The organism is Delftia sp. Cs1-4 (assembly GCF_000214395.1).
Taxonomy (GTDB): domain Bacteria; phylum Pseudomonadota; class Gammaproteobacteria; order Burkholderiales; family Burkholderiaceae_C; genus Comamonas; species Comamonas acidovorans.
Window position 1 is genome coordinate 2,803,151 of record NC_015563.1, and the last position, 19,442, is coordinate 2,822,592.

The following is a 19,442-nucleotide window of genomic DNA, read 5'->3' on the forward strand; positions in this document are numbered from 1 at the left end:
GCATTGCATCGTGTTCCCAAGCGATGGTCTGTGCGCTGGCGCACGTCCTTGGATTTTTGGCTTTTTGAATTTTGGCCTTTCAGGCCGGGGTGCCCATGATTCTTAAATAGATTTGTCTGTCTGCTGCGTAGCAGCTGCACGCCCTGTTTTCCAGCGCTGCGCGGTTCAATACCATCATCTCACCACGTTTGTAGGCAATCATGCCGTCGCTCTGAAATCTGCTGGCGATATTGGTGATGCTGACACGCCGTACGCCCAGTATGAGTGCCATGAATTGCTGTGTGACATGAAAGCTGCCGGCACATCGGTCGCTGCTCATCAACAGCCATCGGGCCAGACGGGAGGCTGCCGTATGGTAGTTAAGGCAGACTGTGAAACGTGCCTGTTGATGCAAGCGCACAAGTATGAACTTTTTAATCAATTCACCGAGCATGGGGATCTCTGTGCACTGCTTTTCTAAATCCGTGCGGCTTATTCGCCAGCAGGTACCAGATTGCTGTACCAAGATCTTCCAAGGAGGAGGTGTTGCATGGCCTAGAATGATTTCTGACCCGACCATCGCCTCATTCCCTACCATGCCTATTCCCAGGGAATGTCCCAGGGAATGGTTGCTGTTGATTTCCATAACCAAGGAGATGCATCCGCTTTCAGGAAAGTAAGCGTGCTCCAGAGGGTTGCCTGCTTTGCTCAATTCTGATAATGCGATCAATTCGAAGATTTCACAGTGCTCAACAAAGTGATCTGCCGATGCAGGATAAAGCAGGCGTATTATCCTGTTTTCAATATTGGCATGATGGGCGCCCGAATTTTTCATACAATTCCAATGAAATGAGTTTCGTTCATTTCTCGTGATGGATACCTTGATGACTGACGCTGAAGCCAGGTCATCAGATGATTTTTCTCTTCAAGCAGGCCGCACTATTGATCATGGTGCTTTTTTGATTCCATGTATGTGCGGCTGCGTACGTAAAGCCCGCTGCCGGGAAGGCGGTGTTTTATATGAAACTCAGTTCTGCTGCCGAATCCGAGATGAGGTCATTTAAGTGCGCATCCAGAATATTTTTTCCATGATGTGCGCTGGCGAACAGAAAAATAGAAAAAATAGATCCAAAAATAACGCTGACCAGCCTACGCAACTAAAAAAACGAAGAAATGCCACGCACGGAAGACGCCATGACCGCCAATTCAAAAATCTCGGAACTTGGGCGCCGGCAGCGCCTTGCAGAACAACCAGCGAGTGACCGGTCTTGACCGTTGCAGCCACTCACGCACTGCGCCGTGAATGTCGCAGTTCAGCCTGAAGCAGCCAACCCAAGCGGGCGTCGCAACCAGCCGCTCCTGGCCGAACCAGCCCCCGATCACCCCATCCCAAAATCCACCCACCCCATCCCCACGCCTCGATTCACATGCCGCTGCCCACCCACCACCAACTCCGAATCCAGCGTGGCCAAAGCAACAGAGATCCAGGCGCCCTCTGCGTAATGCGCGCTGTGCCACGTCAGCGATGAGCCGCATTGCTGGCAAAAGCAGCGCGTGATGCCGGGCGATGAGGCAAAGGAGCGCAATTGCTCCTGGCCCTTGCTGAAGACAAGGTCCTTTGCCGGCACGCTGCCGTAGGTGGCGAATGCGGCGCCGTGGGCCTTCTGGCAGATGCGGCAGTGGCAGTGCGACACGGCCTTGGGGCTGGACCGCAGTTCATAGGCGATGGCGCCGCACAGGCAGCTGCCGGTCAGGGCAAGAGGGGGGCTATCCGGGGCGTTGCTCATGGTCAGGCGGGCGCAAAAAAGGCGCATGCAATTGCGCATGCGCCCCAATGCCGCGACAGGGATGCGCGGCAACCCCAGGAGTCATCCGTTTCGTCAGTCGCCGATGACCTGCAGCCCGCTGCCGTCCCCATGCGCCTGCAGGCACATTCTTCCGAGGTCGTTGAGAAAGCGCAGCACGGGCATCTCGCCCACGCAGGCTGGGATGGCGGCCATGATGTCGTTGTGCAGTTCCAGCAGCTGGTCGGAGGCCACGAACATGGCGGCGGATTCGCCGTAGTAGTGCCGCCAGAAGTCCTGCAGCAGGCCGTGGCGGGCCTTGCCTACGACCAGGGGATAGCCGTTTTCCCAGACCTGTGCGTCCATGGAAAGGCTGGCCAGGCCAGGGTCAACAGGCCGCGCGCTGGCGGGGATCAACAGTACACGTCGCATGTCCATGCTCATTTGCGTCTTCCAGGTGCGCCAGTGGACTCGGGCAACCCGGTCCGGGAGGAGGGTGAGAGGGTTCGCACCGCAGGCGGCAAGAACCGGTTCCCACTTTATTCACGTGTGCACAACAAGAAAATTACAGCTGATTACATGCGGCTAGCGATGCGCCGTGTGCCTGCCGTTCTCCGTTCCAGTTCGCCGTTCAGGCGCTGCGCGCCCCGCCTTCGATCTCGAACGGAAAGTCCCCGAAGCGCAGGCTGCCACGCCGCCGCTCCACCAGGGCGGGCGAGGCAGCGCATTCGGGCAGGGCGCTGAGGATCTGGTGCTTGGCGCGGAAGATCTGGATGTTCACGTACGAGGGCTCCACGCCCAGCATGCGTGAGAGCGCATCGAGCTCTATCCAGCCCTGGCTTGCGGGGGCCAGGCCTTTTTCTGCGTCCTGCTGGCGCACGCGGGCCAGGGTGACCAGGGTGTAGTGGTGTATGCGTTCGCCCAGCGCAATGGGCTTGCCGTCGCTCATGACGGTCAGGCTGGCGTGCTCTTCGTTCTGGCTGACGGTGAAGCGAAAGGACACTTCCGGCGGCTTGGGCGCACGCGGGTCGAAGCTGCTTTCGCGCGTGGATTCCAGGTCGTCGCATTGCACGAATTCCCAGCTGCCTGCGGAGGTGTGGACCATGGCGCCATCGACCAGGGGCTCGGTGCCGTCGCCGGACTCCTGCAGCCAGCGGCCGTCCTCGAAGAAGACGTTGGCTTCGGGCTCCTGCGCGTCGGGCAGCAGGGTGCCGCGCGGGTTCAGGGCCAGGGGGCCGTCCTGGGGCAGGCCCGGGCCGGGGCTCAGGCAGGTGATGGGCGGGCCCAGGTCTTCCACGGTCCAGGCCGCTTCTGCGCCTTCGCCCATGCTGAGCTTGGCGCCCACCGCCAAAACGGTCCAGCGGCCGGCGACCAGGCGCACGCCGTTGAGCATGGTGCCGTTGCGGCTCTGGTCCACGATTTCCCAGGTCTGCCGGTTCCAGCGGAACAGTGCGTGGACCTGGGAGACGTCGGGCGCCTTCATGACGGTCTGGCAGACCGAGGGGTGGCGGCCGAAGGTATGCAGGGGCCGCAGCACGACGATGCGGCCGTCGAGTTGGTTACGAAAGAGGGCCATCGCCTCGAATTCTCCTTGGGGCTTGTGTGAACAGGGGGTGGGCTGGGGGCGCATTGGCCCGGAGCCGGCAGCCTGTTGCCAAGCTGAGAGAGTACATGCCCGCTGCGCGTTTCAGTTTGTCAAACGTACAGAGCCTGCGGATTCAGTTCGGATTCCTGCAGCGGCCGGCTGCGCCAGCCCAGGGCCACGGGTACGTTGCGCAGCCGTGGATTGCCCAGTTCCGGCCAGATATGGCACAGGCCGGGAATCACGACTTTGACGGTGTGCACAGGGATGTCGGGGCGCGAATGGTCGTAGACGATGGTCTCCAGGCCCAGGCCGCGTGCGATGTCCACGCAGCGCGCAATGGCCTGGGCAATGTCTGGCGGCGCGGTGTCCGGCGTGTGCCCAGACAGTGGCGCAGGCTGTTGCGGCGGCGCATCGGCGCTGTCCGCAGGGTGCAGGAAGGCCTGCAGTGGCTCGGGCACGGCAAAGCTTTTGCCGGCCGCGATCAGCTGGCTGATTTCGGTGAGGGCGCGTTCGCAGGCCAGGGCGCGGTCCAGGCTGCAGCCAAAGCCCACGGCCCATTGGCCGGTCTGTGCATGACGGCCCACAGAGACGACCACCGGTATGCCGAAGTCATGCGTGATGTCCAGCAGCCAGTACGACCATTGCGGGCCGCAACTGCGGTCCAGGCGCTGGCGTATGGCCTGGTCGATGCCTTGCAGCGCAATGGCGGGCCTGCGGATCTGGCCGTACCACCAGATGGCGGCGGCGTCGCGTTCCACCAGTTCCATGAAGCCTTGCAGGATGGCCTCTTCCCGCGTGTTGCCTGCGGCGCAGCCGTTGGAGGTCCAGCCCACGTGGTGCTGGCTTTGCGCGGGCGCATGGGCCAGGCAGAAGGCCAGCGGTAGGTAGCGGCGCGCATCGGTGGTCAGGGACCAGGCTGGCGCCCACCACAGGGGTTCGACCTGGCCGGCGCTGGCGGGCACGGCATGCGGCGGCCTGTCGGTGGCAAAGCGGGCAGTCTGCCGGTCGCTGAAGCGGGCCAGTTCCGTGGGCGCGATGCAGGGCGCGTCCAGCTCGGCGGCGGGGGCGATGACCACGGCTTCGTCGCCCTGGTGGAAGGCGGCGTAGCGTTCCACCGCTTCGCACATGGCGCTGGCGCGGGCCTGCACGGCCGAGAGGCCCTTGCCCAGGCACAGCTGTGTTCCGGAGCCGGCCAGGCGGGCGCTGTCGGGGGCCGGTGTTCTGAAGATTTCGCTGCGGTAGACGGTGAGCGCTTCGTCGGTCTCGGCCGTCAGCGGCGTGACCCGGGCAATCACGCCGGTCAGCGGGCTGACGTGCTGCGACAGGCGCTGCACCGTGGTCTCGGCCGGCACGCTGCGCCAGCCGCCGTCGGCGCGCGCGGCATGCGTGCCGGGAACTGGCGCAATGCGTTCACGCTGGCGCAGGGCCATCAGCCCTGGCGTGCCGCAGTGCGGGCATTGCGGGCGGGCGGCCACCGGGTGGGGCTGGTCAGGCTCCAGCGTCCACACGGTTTGCGCCGCATCGGTGTGCGCCAGCAGGCGCTGCACCGTGGGCAGCAGGGCCTGCAGCCGCGTGGCGATGAGGTCGGCGCCGGCGCGCACGGGCGGGCAGCGGCCGCTGTCCTGAGCCTGGCCGTGCTTGCCGCCGCGTGCGGGATGGTTGCGTTGCCAGCGGTGTGCGAGGCAATGCCAGCAGGCCGCTGCCTGGGGTTTGAAAAGCGGTCCCGCCATGGCCTGCTCGCCCGCAGGCCGCACCAGCAGCCAGGGCCGGCCTGCGGCACGCTGGTTGGCGTCAATGGCGCCCAGGCGCGGGTCCAGATAGTCGTCGCAGAAAACGATGGTGAGCGGGGTGGGGGCGGGGGCGGGTGCCTGCGTGGCCACGGCCCCGGCAACGGCCGCAGCCCAGCGGCAGGCGGCTGTGCTGTCCAGCGCTGCAGTCAGCATGACGATGTCGATCTGCTCCGATGCCTGCAGGCGCACGGGCGGGGCCGAGAAATCCGGTTGCAGATAACCGTGGCCGTTCAAGTCGCTGTGCAGCACCGGCTGTACCAGGCCCTGGCGCAGCAGGGCGCCTAGGGCGTGCAGCATCTGTGCAAGCGGCGCATCGGGCGCTGTGGCGCAGTGCTGCATGAGGCTGGTGCCGGCCTGCAGCGGGGCGTTCAGCGCCAGCACGGCGGCAGAACCCAGGGCCAGGGTGTCGCGTTCGCTGGCCAGCAAAAGGCGGTCGCCCTGCTGCACGGGCGGCAGGAATTTCTCGTGCCAGCGAAAGGCGTGGGCGAACAGGTCCGGGGCCATGGGCTCAGGCAAGAGACGGTGCTCCGAGTTCAAGGCGGACGACGGCATAGGGGTGCTGGCCGGTGGTGGCGTGGAAGGCGGTCTCGAACAGCTGGTGCTGCTGCGAGAAGCGGGCATACAGGTGCTCTTGCAGGCTGATGCGGATGGCGGGGTGGATGCGCTCTATCTGCGCGCCGTCCGCAAAGCCCGAGACGACGGGCAGGCGCATTCCGCCCACCTGCATGGGCAGCCGCGCAAGGGCCGGGTGCACATGGTCGAGCACGACGGTGCACGGCGGGCTGCCGGGCGCGGCAAAGCGCTGGGCCAGCTGCTGCAGCATGGCCTCCAGCGCCGCCTGGGGAAGATAGGGGCAGACGCCTTCCAGCAGCACCAGAACGGGCTGGTTGCCGGGCAGGGCGGCGGTGTCCAGCCAGGAGGTGTCGAGGATGGAGCAGGCGAGGTTGGCTTCAGGGCCTGCAATGTATTGCGCGCGCAGGGCGATGGCGTCGGGCAGGTCCACGTTCAGCCAGCGTGCGGTGCCGGCCTCGGGGGCCAGGCGGTTGCGCCGCGTGCACAGGCCTGCACCCAGCGCAATGCACAGGCCGGACGGATGGGCGGTCAGAAATTCGGTGGTGAGCCGGTCGAACAGCTGAGAGCGCAACACCACGCTGCGTACAAAGGCGGGGTCGGCCGCATGGGCCTCGCTGGCCTGGGGCAGGGCGGCGGCAATGCGGCGCGCCTCGGGGTCGGAAAAAGGCGGCAGGTCCGGCAGTTCCGAGGAAGCTGCCGGACCTGCTGCCCGGGCACGTGCCGCCAGCGTCAGCAGCAAGGTGGCCGTGGCCCCTTGCAGCTGCGCCGGTGCCGTATCAGCAGGTGAAGGGGTAGGCGTCACCGGTGTTGTTGTAGGAGGTCAGGGCGATGGCCCACAGGTCCTGCTCGGCGGGTGCCACCGGGTAGTTCAGCACGATGCCGTTCTTGATGGCCGTGCCGTCTGCGCGCTGCAGGTTCCATTCGCCGCGTGCCGCATCCCAGGTGAAGGCCTGCTCGGTCTCGAAACGCACCTGGAAGTTGAACGGGTTGTTGTAGCCCAGCCATTGGCTCAGCACGGGGGCCTTGTCCTTGCCGTCGTCACGCGTCAGCTCTGCGTGGAACTCGGGCGACTGCCAGGCCAGGGCGATGGCGCGCAGCACCACGCCGCCAAAGGCCAGCAGCGAGTCGGGGCCGCCGCCGGGGATGCCCAGGCCCGTGGGCAGGGCGGCCCTGAGCGTGCCGTTGCTCGGTTCCTCGAACGAGGTGCTGACGCCCATGAAGTTGGGGAACAGCTGGTAGTAGGCGGCCAGCGCTTCGGAGGCGTGGGTCTGGGGCGCCTGGGGCAGGACGATGACGAATTCATCGTCAGGACCGATCCAGCCGGCCGTGAGCACGGGCTTCCATTCGGCTCGCTGGGTGGGGTCGTCGCTCAGGCGCAGCGACACATCGACCTGGGGCCACTGGGTCGGCAGGCTGAAGTCGCGGTGCAGCATGGGCTGGATGTCGCGCTGCCCCAGCAGATCACGGCGGTAGGCGTCATCCTGCCAGGAGCGGGCGATGGCCCGCAGATAGGCAAGGCGGAATGCGAGCAACGGTTCAGTATTCTGCAGCTGGGTGGTCATGTGACTTCATCCTCGGTTCAAGAAAAATGCGCCTGGCCGGGCAGGGGCCCGGACAGGTGCACGGACAGTTCAGGCCGCAATGCGGCCAGCTCACTCAGGCGCGCGGCCACGTCCGGCCTGGCGGGTGCCAGGGTCTGCGACAGGGCCAGCGCCTCGGTTTCGGTGCGGTACTTGCCGGCGGTGCGCGCAGTCCCTGCCGCCTGGGCCAGGCTGTCCTGCACGGCTGCGTGGTCGGCGCCCATGGCCAGCAGGAAGCGGGCCTTCTTCAGGTGCAGCTCGCTGCTGTGCAGCCGCTCGTCCAGCACGTCGGCCAGGCGCAGGCATTCGTCGATCTTGTCCAGGGCCTCGGCCCAGCGCCCGCTGGCCGCCAGCATTTCGGCGACGAAGGAGCGGTAGTAGGTCTGGCAGTAGCGGCAGCCCATGTCCCAGAGCAGCTGCGCCGTGCCGCTGGCGCGTTCAATGCCCTCGGCGCTGGCGCTGCCTGCGCTGTCACCCAGCGCCCAGCAGCGGATGATGTCCGCATAGCCCGAGAACGCGGGCAGGCCGTAGCGGGCCGAGATGTCCAGCAGCTCGCCCGTGGTGGCCAAGGCGCTTTCCTTGTCGCCACGTGCCTGGTGGACCAGGGCCTGGTAGAGCAGGGCCATGCTCAGGGAGGGGATGTGCGAGACCTCGTGCGCCAGGCGCACGGCGTCGTTCGCATCGGCCAGCGCGGCCTGGTCAAAGCCGGCGAACCAGCGCACCAGGGCGCGCCCGCAGGTGGCCCAGACGCGCGTGTCGAAGCCGAACTCGGCCGCATGGTGGGCATGGGCCACGGGGTCGTAGCGGGTGATGGCGTCGGTCAGCGCTTCTTCGGCCTGCTCGAATCGGCCGTCGGAGTAGTGGGCCAGGCCCAGGTAGGTCTGCGCGGCCACCAGCACGCCCGTGTCCTGCTGGCGCACCGCCTGCTCCAGCAGGCGGTGGCTGAGCTGGCGCACTTCCTCGCGGTTGCTGGCCACGTGGTGGTAGGTGATCAGCATCCACAGGTGCTGCACCTGCTTGTAGTCGGCCACCGCGTTGGCGCCCGGGCCGGCCAGCAGCTCCTGCGACAGCGCGATGCTTTCCACCACCTGGGCATGGGCCCAGCCGTGCTTGTTCATCAGCGCCTGGGTCACGTAGCTGTTGACGTCCAGCCGCGCCTCGCGCTGGGCCACGCCCTGGAGCTGGTGCAGCCAGTCGTCGATGTGGCGCGCGTAGGCAATGGTTTCATCGTTGAGCGAGCGCAGCTGCGTGATGCGCAACTGCCGCACCGCAAGCGCCACGGCCTGGGCATGGTCGCCCGCGTCTGCCCAGTGCTGGGCCACGCCTGCGGGTTCTGCGGCAACGCGCTGGGGCTGGTGCTGCATCAGGGCCAGGGCCACGTCGCGGTGCAGCAGCCGGCGCTGCGATGCCAGCATGCATTCGTAGGCCGTGTCGCGGATCAGCGCGTGGCGGAACATGAAGGCGCCGGCGCCCGCACGTTCATCGGCAATGACCAGGCCGGCCTGGCCCAGTTGCGCCAGTTCCTGCTCGACCTCGCCTTGCGGGCGTTCCACGCAGGCGCACAGCAGGCCGAAGTCGAAGTGCCGGCCCATGGTGGCGGCCAGTTGCAGCAGCGGCTTGAGCGGGCCGATGCGGTCAAAGCGGCTGACCAGCGAGTCGCGCAGGGTCAGCGGAATGGCGGCCGGCAGCCCGGCATGGCGAAAGTCCCAGACGCCGTCCTGCTCCACCAGGTGGGCATCCAGCAGCATGCGCGCCATTTCCTGGATGAACAGCGGCACGCCGTCGGTGCGCTCCACCACGTGGCGGATCACGGCGGGGCTGAGCCTGCGCGGCGCCAGCGTCTGGCGGGCCAGCTCGGTGGCCTGGGCGTCTTCCAGGCGCCGCACGTCCACGCACTCGGCCTGCAGGCCTTCGGGCGGCTGCCACTGCGGCCGCGCCGTGAGCACCAGCAGCACGCGCCGCCCGGGCAGGCGCGCTACCAGTTGCTCCAGCAGTTCGATGCTGGTGGGGTCGGCCCAGTGCACGTCCTCGACGACCAGCAGCAAGGGCTCAGCTTCGGACATGTGCAGCAGCCATTGCGCGGTGGACTGCAGCAGCAGCGCCCTTTGCATGACGGCCGAGATGCGGCTGGGCTCGCAGTCGCCCAGGGGCAGCGAGAGCCAGGCGCACAGAATGGGCAGGGCGGCCTCGGCATCGCAGCCTGCGGCGCGCAGGGCTTCGCGCATCTGCTCGCGGTGGTCCTGCGGGGGATCGGCCGCCTCCAGCCGCTGCCGTATCAGGCCCAGGAAAGGGGTCAGCGCGGTGTTGCGGTGCTCGGGCTGGCATTGCAGCACCACTGTGTTCGCGCCCTGTGTCCTGGCGTGGACGAGCAGCATGTCGGCCAGGCAGGATTTGCCGATGCCCGGCTCGCCGCGAATCCACAGCGCATTGCCCCCGGCTTCGCGGGCCCGCGCCCATGCGTCGTTCAGGCGCTGCAGTTCGGGTTCGCGGCCTATGCACTGCAAGGCCGCATCGGACACAGGCCCTGGCAGTGGCTCGGCCGGCTGTTCCAGCTCCAGGCGATAGGTCTGCATGCCCGTGGGCTGGCCGGGCAGGCGCAGGCTGCCGGCTTTCTCGAAGCGCGCATGGCGGGCCAGCAGGCGATGGCTGCTTTCGCTGGCCAGCAGGGTGCCCGCATCGGCGATGGCCTCCAGCCGCATGGCCACGTTGACGGCATGGCCCGAGGGTGCTTCGCCGCCGACCACCACGGCCATGCCGGTGTGCAGGCCCATGCGGATTCCGAGGTGCAGTCCGTGGACCTGCTCGATGGCGGCCGCGCGGCTGCGGCTGAGCGTCAGCAGCTCCTGCGCCGTCATGCCGGCCTGGCGGGCATCGGTGTCGCTGGTGTGCGGGTAGCCGAAGAGCACCAGCATGCGGTCGCCCAGCGTGCCCGCCAGCATGCCTCCGCGCCGGGTGGCAACGTCGGAGAACAGCGTGAGTTCCTCGCGCTGCAGCAGTTCGATGTCTTCGATGTTCAGCCCCTGCGAGGGCTGGCCTGCGGTGCGTGCCGCGCTGTCCATGCCGTGGGTGTCGCTGCCCGGCCACAGGGAGACGCTGCAGCACAGCACGGTGAGCTGGCGCACTTCGGAGAACACGCGTGTGGTGGCCACGGTGCGTGTCAGGTCCGCCTGCTGCACCTGGGCGGCGGCGGGCAACTGGCCCACCAGATCGTCCAGCCGCACGCGCATGAGGTCCCTGAGCAGGGCCGCCGCCGAGTCGCTGCGCTCCGCGGGCCGCTTCTTGAGCGCCTTGCGCAGCAAGGTGGCGATGGGGTGGGTGGAGATGGCCGGCGGCAGCTGCACTTCCTGCGGGCTGAGCTGGCGGTGCACGATCTCGGCCACCGAGGCGCCCTGCACGGCGGGCGTGCCCGTCAGGCATTCGAGGAACATCAGTCCCCAGGCATACAGGTCGGTGCGGGCGCTGGGCGGCTCGCCGCGCAGCTGCTCGGGCGCGCTGTAGGCGGGCGTGCCCAGGCATTCGTCGCCCATGGTGAGTTGCGAGACCTGCGGGCCGGCAAACTGCGGAATGACGGTGCCGATGCCGAAGTCCAGCACCATGGCGTGCCGCACGGCGCCCGTGGAGGTGACCATCACGTTGTCGGGCTTGAGGTCGCGGTGCACGATGCCGGCCGCGTGCGCGCAGTCCAGCGCATCGAGCACCTCGGCCATGAGGCGGCCGGCCTCGGCGGCAGTCAGCACGCCCTGGCGGCGGATCAGGCTTTTGAGGGTCTCGCCCGGCACATATTCGAAGACGCCGTAGACGCAGTCGCCTTGCTCGCCCTTGTCCAGCAACTGGACGATGTGCGGATGGTGCAGGGACGCGCACAGCATGGTCTCGCGGTGGAAGCGCTCCACCTGGCGGCCGCCTTCCTGCAGCCTGACGACCTTGATGGCCACCGATGCACCCGTGCGCCGGTGGCGCGCGCGGTAGACGGTGCCGTAGCCACCCGATCCCAAGGTTTCCAGCAGTTCGTAATCGGGTATTTCCAGGGGGGCTGGCGCCACCGGGGTCACCGCAGCTTGCGTGGGGTTGGTGATGGCATCGTGCATTTCAGCCTCGGTTGGGGGTCCTCCTGGAGGGTATCCAGTCGTCCATTTGTCATACGGCAGACCGTGCTTTTGATACCGTTCGTTACTATAGCGTACGTCCGAATGCAATTGACTGTTTTTGCCTACGTGCTTGCCTATGGTTGCCGTCGCCGTGGCGTCCGGCGCTCAGTCCAGTTGCAGCAGTGCGCTGACGGCGGTCTGCAGCATGTCCACCAGCTCGGGGTCCATGTAGCGGTACTCATCAGGAATATCGAGCACATGCACGCGCTTTTGCGCCAGCAGCCGGCCGAAATCGACCTTGAGGCGGGACTGGTGCCTTTCCTCCATCACGAGAATCACGTCGGCCCAGGCCACATCGTCGGCCGACACGCGGTGGCGGGCGCCCGCACTGGTGCCGCCCGAGCGCACCTGCAAGGCAGGGTGCCTGCGCCAGACCTGCTCTGCCGTGGGACTGCGCCACTGGTTGCGGCTGCAGACGAAGAGGACCTTGAGGCGGTTGTCATTGCGGGGCATGTTGGAAAGAGGCGTTGGTCTTTGAATGCAAGTGCGCTCAGGCCCAACTGGCCGCATTGCGCAGCCGTATGCCGCTGGCATGCAGCGAGCTGTCCCAGACGTCGCGCAGCGGCTGCAGCGAATCGACGATGCGCAGCTCGGTGCCGCATTCCGCTAGCGCTTGCGGCAGATCGACCAGCAGGTCCCGGCGCAGGGGCTGCACGGCCTGCCGGCTGACGTACATGCCGGCGTCCTCCAGACTTTCAAACGTATCGGCTGGCAGCTCGTACCGGTGTATCCGGGCCGCTTGCAGGCGCGCGGCCCAGGCGGTCTCCACATAGGCCACGGCCAGCGCTCCATCGGGCAGGGCGTTCAGCCATTGGGCCCTGTCTTCGCTGGTGCTGTGCTCGTGCGGCCATATGACGATGCGCGGGCATTCGCGCGGAAACAGGTACAGCCGCTGATGCGTCTGGGCGATGGCCCACACCAGGGGGCCGTTGAGCCATTCCTGCCCCTGGGGGCGGGGTGCCGCCTTCAGGACCGGGCGGGGCTGGAATTGCCGGATATCTCCGTCTTCGCTGAAGTGAAAAAGCTGCATGGCGCGCAGTGTAGGGCGCCGCGGTTTGCAGGTGCTGCGCCATCGCCTATGATGCGCGGCACCTGTGAATAATCACAGCTACTTGCAACCCACGGAAAGGTCCACGCACCATGAACGGTCACTGTCTTTGCGGCGCAGTCAGCTTTGTCTCTCCCCAGGCCCGGGAAATCGGGGCCTGCCACTGTGGGTACTGCCGGCGCTGGGGCGGCGGCCCCATGCTGGCGGTGCATTGCGGGCCCGATGTGAAGTTCGAGGGCGGCGAGCACATCGGCACCTATGCATCCTCCGAATGGGCCGAGCGCGCCTTCTGCAGGCAGTGCGGCACGCACCTGTACTACCGGCTGCACGCCACGGGCGAGTACTTCGTGCCGGCCGGCGCCTTCGAGTCGCAGGACTTCGAGCTGGCCACGCAGATCTACATCGACAAGAAGCCCGGCTACTACGACTTCGCCAACCAGACGCCGACCATGACCGAGGCCGAGGTCATCGCCCAATACGCGCCCCCGCAGGAATGAGGCACAGCCCCATGCCCCTGCACGATGACTCCAGCGGCCTGGCAATGGAGCCTGCCGCACGGCCCGGCGATCCGCTCGACCGGGTCGATACACCCAGCCTGGCGCTGGACCTGACCGTCTTCGACGCCAACCTGCGCACCATGCAGGACTGGGCCGACCGCCACGGCGTGGCGCTGCGCCCGCATGCCAAGGCGCACAAGTGCCCCCAGATCGCGCTGCGCCAGCTGGCGCTGGGCGCGCGCGGCATCTGCTGCCAGAAGGTGAGCGAGGCCGTGCCCTTTGTGGCGGCCGGCGTGCGCGACATCCTGATCAGCAACGAGGTGGTGGGACCCGCCAAGCACGCGCTGCTGGCCCGGCTGGCGCGCAGTGCGCGCATGGCCGTGTGCGTGGACAACGCGGCCAACCTGGTGCAGTTGTCCGAGGCCATGTCGCAGGCGGGCGTGGAGATCGACGTGCTGGTGGAGGTGGACGTGGGCCAGGGCCGCTGCGGCGTCACGGGCCCCGAGGCCGTGCTGGCCCTGGCGCGGCAGGCGCATGACCTGCCGGGCGTGAATTTCGCGGGCCTGCAGGCCTACCACGGCGCGGTGCAGCACCGGCGCAGCCGCGAAGAGCGTGCGCAGGTCTGCCGGGAGGCGGCGCGCCAGGCGGCGGCATGCGCGCAACTGCTGCGCGACAACGGCATGGCCTGCCACACCATCACGGGCGGCGGCACGGGCAGCGTGGAGTTCGACGCGGCCAGCGGCGTCTACACCGAGCTGCAGCCGGGCTCCTATGCCTTCATGGATGGTGACTACGGCGCCAACGAGTGGGACGGGGCGCTGGCCTTTCGCAGCAGCCTGTTCCTGCTGTCCACGGTGATGAGCACGCCCGCGCCGGACCGCGTCATCCTGGACGTGGGCCTGAAGTCCACCTCGGCCGAATGCGGGCCGCCTGCCGTGTACGGCACGCCGGGCCTGCGCTGCGTGGCCATCAACGACGAGCACAGCGTGGTGCGCGTGGAGCCGGGCGCCCAGGCGCCCGCCCTGGGCAGCGTGCTGCATCTGCTGCCCTCCCACGTGGACCCGACTTTCAACCTGCACGACGAGCTGGTGGTGCTGCAGGACGGCGTGGTGCACGCGCTGTGGCCGATTGCGGCGCGCGGGCTGTCGCGCTGAAGACGGCATGAAAGAAGCCGTCGGCCTTGCGGCGCGGCGGCTTTTTTTGCGTCTGCGGCCTGCTGTGGCCTGTGGCTTACAGCTCGATCTTGGCGCGGCGGATCACGTCGCCAAAGCGCTTGTTCTCTTCGACGATGAAGGCCTTGAACTCTTCGGGCGTGGGGAAGTAGTTCTCGTAGCCGAAGGTCTGGAACTTGGGCTGGATGTCAGGCTCGCGCAGGACTTTCATGGTGTCCTGGCGGATCTTCTCGACCACGGCGGGCGGCGTAGACTTGGAGACGGCAAAGGCATTCCAGCCGGTGACCACGGCGTCGGCCGGGCCGCCCGATTCGGCCACGGTGGGCACGTCTTCATAGCCCTTGAGGCGGTGGGGTGCCAGCACGGCCAGGAAGCGCAGCTTGCCCGAACGCATCAGCGGGCCGGCCGTGCCCGAGGAGCCCAGCGCAAAGGCCAGCTCGCCCGTGGCCACGCTGGTGTACAGCTGGCTGGTTTCCTTGTAGATGACGTGTTCCATCTTGGTGCCCGTCAGCGACTCCAGCAGGGCCGAGCCCAGGTGCACCGGGTTGCCCACGGACCACGAGCCGTAGTTCAGCTTGCCGGGGCGCGCCTTGGCGTCGGCAATCAGGTCGGCCACGGTCTTGTAGGGGCTGTTGACCGGCACGCAGACGAAGAAGAAGGTACGAAACAGCGGCAGGACGACCTCGAAGTCCTTGTCGATGTTGTAGGGCAGCTTCTTGAACAGGTGGGGATAGGCGGCCAGGTGGACGTTGTCCAGCTGGATGATGTCCGTGCCGTCGGTGGCGCCGCGCTTGAAGGCCTCGATGGCGATGAAGCCGTTGCCGCCGGGGCGGTTTTCCACGATGACGGGCTGGTTCCACAGGCGCGCCAGCTTGTCGGCCACCAGGCGCGAAGTGCCGTCCGGCCCGCCGCCCACGGGGAACGGATTGATGATGCGCACCTGCTTGGTGGGCCAGTTGGCGGCGGCACCCGATTGGGCACGCGCAGGCGCCAGCGCGCCCAGGGCCAGGGCGCCAAGGGCGAGGCCCGCCTGGCGGCGATTGATGCTGAAGGCGCTGTCTTTCATGGTTTGTCTCCGAGTCGCTGTTGGGCTTGCTGGGTGGCTTGGCCCTATGCCGGGAATGCACGGGCCGCTCTTGTTTTTCACGCTCTCTTGCGGGAGCGGCTGGATGATCCAGTCGCCGCATTGTGTCAGTTCGCTGCAAAGCACCTAGCCATGGCTGCCGCTAGCAGCTATAGCAAAATGGCATAAGTGAGGAGACGATAGAACATGAATTTGCAGCAGATAGAGACCTTTGTGCATGTGGCCGAGACCGGCAGCTTCAGCAAGGCGGCCGTGCTGCTGGAGACGGCCCAGCCCGCACTGAGCCGCCAGGTGCGGGCGCTGGAGACCGAGCTGCGCGAAACCCTGCTGATCCGCACCGGCCGCGGCGTGACGCTGACCGACGCGGGCCGCCGCCTGCTGGAGCACGGCCACGCCATCATGCAGCGTGTGGCGCTGGCCAAGGAGGATCTGGGCAGCCAGCGCGACGAGCCCGTGGGCCGCATCGTGGTGGGCCTGCCGCCCAGCCTGGCGCGGCGCCTGACGCTGCCGCTGATCGACCTGTTCAGCAAGGACATGCCCAAGGCCCGCCTGGCCGTGGTCGAGGGCTTTTCCATGAACATTGCCGAATGGCTGACCTCGGGCCGCATGGACCTGGGCCTGGTCTACACGCCCGAGCCGCATCCGCACATCGAGGTCACGCCCGTGCTGGAGGAGCGCCTGTGCCTGATCGGCCCGGCGCGCACCCTGGGCGGGCGCAGCGGCGTGCGCTTTGACGAGCTGTCGCAGTTCCCGCTGATCATGCCGCAGCACGGCCAGATCTTCCGCAAGCTGATGGAAGCGCAGGCCACGCTGTCCCAGGTCAAGCTCAACGTGGTCTGGGAAGTGTCCAGCGTGCCGGCCATCCTGGACCTGGTGCGCGGCGGCTACGGCTACGCCGCGCTGACCGACAGCGCCATGCGCAGCCACCTGACCGATGCCGAGCTGGTGGGCATTCCCATCGAGTCGCCCCATGTGGTGAGCACGCTGTGCCTGGCGCAGTCGGCCAAGAAAAAGGCCACGCCGCTGATCCGCAAGACCTCGCTGGCCCTGCGCGAACTGAGCCAGCAGGTGTGCGCGCCGCTCTGAGCGGTTGCAGCGACGGCGGCAGGTCGCAGGCCAGCAGGCCTCAGAGCAGCGGCCGCAGCTCCCGCGCCGCCTCCTGCAGCAGCGGCAGCAGCTCGGCCGCCATGTCGGCGGGCGCCATGCGCTGGGGCGAGGTCACGATGTTGAGCGCGGCCACCGTGCGGCCCTCCATGTTGCGCAGCGGCACGGCCAGGGCCTGCACGGCCAGCTCATGCTCTTCCAGGGCCAGGCAGAAATCCTGTCGGCGCACTTCGTCCAGCACGCCTTCCAGCGCGGCGCTGTCCGTCACCGTGTGGGCGGTCAGGCGCCGCAGATCGTGCGATGCCAGCCATTGCCTGAGCTCGGCCGCAGGCAGGGCAGCCAGCAGCACGCGGCCCGTGGAGGTGGCATGGGCGGGCAGGCGGCTGCCCAGGTGCAGGCCGTGGGCCATGAGGCGCTGGCCGCGCTCGTGCAGGGCGCTGCGCGCGACGATGACCACCTCGTGGCCATCGCGCACCACGCAGGAAAACGACAGCTGGGTCTGCGCCGCCAGCCGGTAGAGCACGGGCTGGACGATACGCGGCAGCCGCGCGGAGGCCAGGTAGCTGCCCGACAGCCGCAGCACCTTGGGCGCCAGCCAGAAATGGCTGCCGTCCGTCTCCAGGTAGCCCAGGTGCGTCAAGGTCAGCAGATGGCGGCGCGCGGCCGTGCGCGTGATGCCAGAGCGCTCGGCCGCCATGGTGGCGTTCAGGCGCTGGCGCTCGGTGTCGAAGCTCTCCAGCACGGCCAGGCCCTTGGCCAGTCCGGCGATGAAGTCATCCGGGTCGATGGGAAAGGGCTGGTTCATGGGCGGGGAGGGCGGGCATGCAGGTAGTGCGCGATTGTCGCGCAGATTGCGCGATCACCGCGCAACGCGTGCTGCAGCCCCTCGTCTTTGCGCTGCCTCAAAACTAATCTTGGGCGCAGGCCATGGCATGAACCGGCCATGACATCGAACAACGCAACGGAGACAAATCAATGCGCACCCAAGTCGCCATCATCGGTGCAGGCCCTGCCGGCCTGCTTCTCGGCCAGCTGCTGTACCGCGCGGGCATAGACAACGTCATCATCGAGCAGCGCAGCGCCGACTACGTGCTGGGCCGCATCCGTGCTGGCGTGCTCGAACAGGTCACGGTGGACCTGCTGGAGCAGGCCGGTGCCGACGCCCGCATGCGCGCAGAAGGCCTGCCGCACGACGGCATCGAGCTGCTGTTCGGCGGCCAGCGCCACCGCATCGACCTGCATGGCCTGACCGGCGGCAAGCGCGTCATGGTCTACGGCCAGACCGAGGTCACGCGCGACCTGATGGAAGTGCGTGCCGCCGAGGGCCTGACCACGGTCTACGAGGCCAGCAACGTGCAGCCCGTGGGCTTCGATGGCGACAGCCCCGTCGTGCGCTATGAGAAGGACGGCCAGGTCCATGAGCTGCAATGCGACTTCATCGCCGGCTGCGACGGCTTTCACGGCATCTGCCGCGCCAGCGTGCCCCAGGACAAGGTGCGCACCTTCGAGAAGGTCTACCCCTTCGGCTGGCTGGGCCTGCTGTCGGACACGCCGCCCGTCTCGCACGAACTGATCTACGCCCAGACCGAGCGCGGCTTCGCACTGTGCAGCCAGCGCAGCGCCACGCGCAGCCGCTACTACCTGCAGGTGCCGCTGACCGAAAAGGTCGAGGACTGGAGTGATGAAGCCTTCTGGAACGAACTGCGCCTGCGCCTGGACCCCGAGGCACGCGAGCGCCTGGTGACCGGCCCCTCGCTGGAAAAGAGCATTGCCCCGCTGCGCAGCTTCGTGACCGAGCCCATGCGCTTCGGCCGCCTGTTCCTTGCCGGTGACGCGGCCCACATCGTGCCGCCCACGGGCGCCAAGGGCCTGAACCTGGCCGCCTCGGACGTGGGCTACCTGTCCAGCGCTTTCGCGCAGTACTACCGCGACAAGGCGCCCGAAGGCATCGACGGCTACTCCGAGCAATGCCTGCGCCGCGTCTGGAAGGCCGAGCGTTTTTCGTGGTGGATGACCTCGCTCATGCACCGCTTCCCCGATGCGGGCGGCTTCGACACCAAGGTGCAGGAGGCGGAGCTGGACTACATCGTCAACTCCCGTGCAGGCTCGACCTCGCTGGCGGAGAACTATGTGGGGTTGCCGCTGGTGTGAGGTCCGGTATGAGGCCTCGGGCGCCGCCGAGGCTGCGCCCGCATTGATGCGCGCCTGTCGCCACAGCATTGCGCAAATTTGCAGCCCGCCTCGCCCGGACGGGTGCGGGCGAGGAGTAAGCTTGTCGGGTTATGGCGCACATCACGTTTCCCCCTCCCTATATCGCCCCCCAGAATGCAGCGCAGTCGCTGCGCGACGCAGGCTATGCGGTGCTGCGCCCCGATGAATTCGCGGCCTGGGCAGGCGTGTCATTGACCGAGCTGCATGCGCTCGATGCCGACTGGGCCCAGCTGCCGCCCGATGCCTTTCTGAAGGACGGCGGGCGCTACCGGCGCCGCCGCCATTCCTGCTTCATCGCCGGGCAGGACGGGCTGCAGCAGGTGGAGCACCGCGCGCACTGGCAGCCGGTGGAGTACAACGCCCTGCATGGCGGCATGTTGCGCATGTTCGATCCCATGCGCGACGCCACGGCGCAAAGCGCCACCTGGAGCCGGCTGCTGCTGGCGCTGGCCGGCCTGTCCGACCAGGTGTTCTGCGCCCAGGGCAATGATGTGCAGCACGAGCGCTGGTTCATCGAGTCCCACCAGTTCCGCATCGACACCACGGACGGCATTGGCCGGCCCACGCCCGAAGGCGCGCACCGCGACGGCGTGGACCTGGTGGCCGTGATCCTGGTCGGGCGCGAGGGCGTGAAGGGCGGCGAGACGCGCATCTTCGAGGCCACGGGCCCCAGCGGCCAGCGCTTCACGCTGACCGAGCCCTGGTCGGTGATGCTGCTGGACGATGCCCGCATGATCCACGAGACCACGCCCATCCAGCCAGAGCAGCCGGGCGGCGTGCGCGATACCCTGGTGCTGACCTATCGCCGCCAGGGTTTCCAGGGCTCGGAGCTGACGCGTCGCCGCAAGGATTGATGCAGCTCAAGACGCTGGCGCATGATGGGCGCA

At 67.4% G+C, this 19,442-nt stretch carries 17 protein-coding genes; 5 read left to right on the top strand and 12 right to left on the bottom strand.

Translation table 11 applies throughout. From position 1 onward, the window contains the following. Positions 1 to 79 precede the first annotated feature (79 nt). The 10 genes from DELCS14_RS12315 to DELCS14_RS12360 all read right to left on the bottom strand — a co-directional run bounded on the left by DELCS14_RS12315 (position 80) and on the right by DELCS14_RS12360 (position 12,469). A complete protein-coding gene (locus DELCS14_RS12315) occupies positions 80 to 814 on the bottom strand; it encodes a Crp/Fnr family transcriptional regulator (protein ID WP_013801901.1) in 735 nt (244 codons plus the stop codon). Between the two features lie 544 nt (positions 815 to 1,358). Then, positions 1,359 to 1,766 (bottom strand): GFA family protein, encoded by a 408-nt coding sequence (locus DELCS14_RS12320; protein ID WP_043796720.1) that lies wholly within the window; start codon positions 1,764 to 1,766, stop codon positions 1,359 to 1,361. A gap of 93 nt (positions 1,767 to 1,859) precedes the next feature. Beyond that, a complete protein-coding gene (locus DELCS14_RS12325) occupies positions 1,860 to 2,195 on the bottom strand; it encodes a hypothetical protein (protein ID WP_223275358.1) in 336 nt (111 codons plus the stop codon). A gap of 199 nt (positions 2,196 to 2,394) precedes the next feature. Further along, positions 2,395 to 3,339, bottom strand: coding sequence for an FHA domain-containing protein (locus DELCS14_RS12330; protein WP_012206172.1), 945 nt, complete (start codon positions 3,337 to 3,339; stop codon positions 2,395 to 2,397). A 119-nt stretch (positions 3,340 to 3,458) separates the two neighbouring features. Further along, a complete protein-coding gene (locus DELCS14_RS12335) occupies positions 3,459 to 5,654 on the bottom strand; it encodes a TOMM precursor leader peptide-binding protein (protein ID WP_228676881.1) in 2,196 nt (731 codons plus the stop codon). Next, positions 5,647 to 6,513, bottom strand: a complete 867-nt coding sequence (locus DELCS14_RS12340; protein WP_224986185.1) for a class I SAM-dependent methyltransferase — start codon at positions 6,511 to 6,513, stop codon at positions 5,647 to 5,649. Before DELCS14_RS12340 ends, DELCS14_RS12335 begins: the two co-directional genes overlap by 8 nt. Continuing rightward, positions 6,488 to 7,273: a BMA_0021/BMA_0022 family TOMM bacteriocin gene (locus DELCS14_RS12345; RefSeq protein ID WP_013801906.1), complete on the bottom strand. Its 786-nt coding sequence runs from the start codon at positions 7,271 to 7,273 to the stop codon at positions 6,488 to 6,490. Before DELCS14_RS12345 ends, DELCS14_RS12340 begins: the two co-directional genes overlap by 26 nt. Before the next feature lie 17 nt (positions 7,274 to 7,290). Further along, entirely contained in the window at positions 7,291 to 11,379 is a 4,089-nt protein-coding gene (locus DELCS14_RS12350; RefSeq protein ID WP_013801907.1) for a TOMM system kinase/cyclase fusion protein, read from the bottom strand. 165 nt (positions 11,380 to 11,544) lie between these two features. Continuing rightward, positions 11,545 to 11,892, bottom strand: a complete 348-nt coding sequence (locus tag DELCS14_RS12355; protein ID WP_013801908.1) for a protein-tyrosine-phosphatase — start codon at positions 11,890 to 11,892, stop codon at positions 11,545 to 11,547. 37 nt (positions 11,893 to 11,929) lie between these two features. Then, positions 11,930 to 12,469: a DUF6886 family protein gene (locus tag DELCS14_RS12360; protein WP_013801909.1), complete on the bottom strand. Its 540-nt coding sequence runs from the start codon at positions 12,467 to 12,469 to the stop codon at positions 11,930 to 11,932. Positions 12,470 to 12,579: 110 nt separating this feature from the next. Here DELCS14_RS12360 and DELCS14_RS12365 point away from each other — a divergent pair, with 110 nt between their 5' ends. Continuing rightward, positions 12,580 to 12,984, top strand: coding sequence for a GFA family protein (locus DELCS14_RS12365; RefSeq protein ID WP_013801910.1), 405 nt, complete (start codon positions 12,580 to 12,582; stop codon positions 12,982 to 12,984). 11 nt (positions 12,985 to 12,995) lie between these two features. Further along, a complete protein-coding gene (locus DELCS14_RS12370; protein WP_013801911.1) occupies positions 12,996 to 14,138 on the top strand; it encodes a DSD1 family PLP-dependent enzyme in 1,143 nt (380 codons plus the stop codon). A gap of 76 nt (positions 14,139 to 14,214) precedes the next feature. Here DELCS14_RS12370 and DELCS14_RS12375 read toward each other — a convergent pair whose 3' ends face one another. Beyond that, positions 14,215 to 15,222, bottom strand: a complete 1,008-nt coding sequence (locus DELCS14_RS12375; RefSeq protein WP_013801912.1) for a tripartite tricarboxylate transporter substrate binding protein — start codon at positions 15,220 to 15,222, stop codon at positions 14,215 to 14,217. A 204-nt stretch (positions 15,223 to 15,426) separates the two neighbouring features. Here DELCS14_RS12375 and DELCS14_RS12380 point away from each other — a divergent pair, with 204 nt between their 5' ends. Continuing rightward, entirely contained in the window at positions 15,427 to 16,326 is a 900-nt protein-coding gene (locus DELCS14_RS12380; RefSeq protein ID WP_013801913.1) for a LysR family transcriptional regulator, read from the top strand. Between the two features lie 40 nt (positions 16,327 to 16,366). Here DELCS14_RS12380 and DELCS14_RS12385 read toward each other — a convergent pair whose 3' ends face one another. Then, positions 16,367 to 17,149 (bottom strand): IclR family transcriptional regulator C-terminal domain-containing protein, encoded by a 783-nt coding sequence (locus DELCS14_RS12385; RefSeq protein ID WP_012206162.1) that lies wholly within the window; start codon positions 17,147 to 17,149, stop codon positions 16,367 to 16,369. 170 nt (positions 17,150 to 17,319) lie between these two features. Here DELCS14_RS12385 and pobA point away from each other — a divergent pair, with 170 nt between their 5' ends. Both pobA and DELCS14_RS12395 read left to right on the top strand, forming a co-directional pair. After that, entirely contained in the window at positions 17,320 to 18,495 is a 1,176-nt protein-coding gene (gene pobA, locus DELCS14_RS12390) for a 4-hydroxybenzoate 3-monooxygenase (RefSeq protein WP_013801914.1), read from the top strand. Between the two features lie 131 nt (positions 18,496 to 18,626). Beyond that, positions 18,627 to 19,409 carry a 2OG-Fe dioxygenase family protein gene (locus tag DELCS14_RS12395; protein WP_013801915.1) on the top strand — a complete coding sequence of 261 codons (783 nt, stop codon included), beginning with the start codon at positions 18,627 to 18,629 and terminating at the stop codon, positions 19,407 to 19,409. Positions 19,410 to 19,442 lie beyond the last annotated feature (33 nt).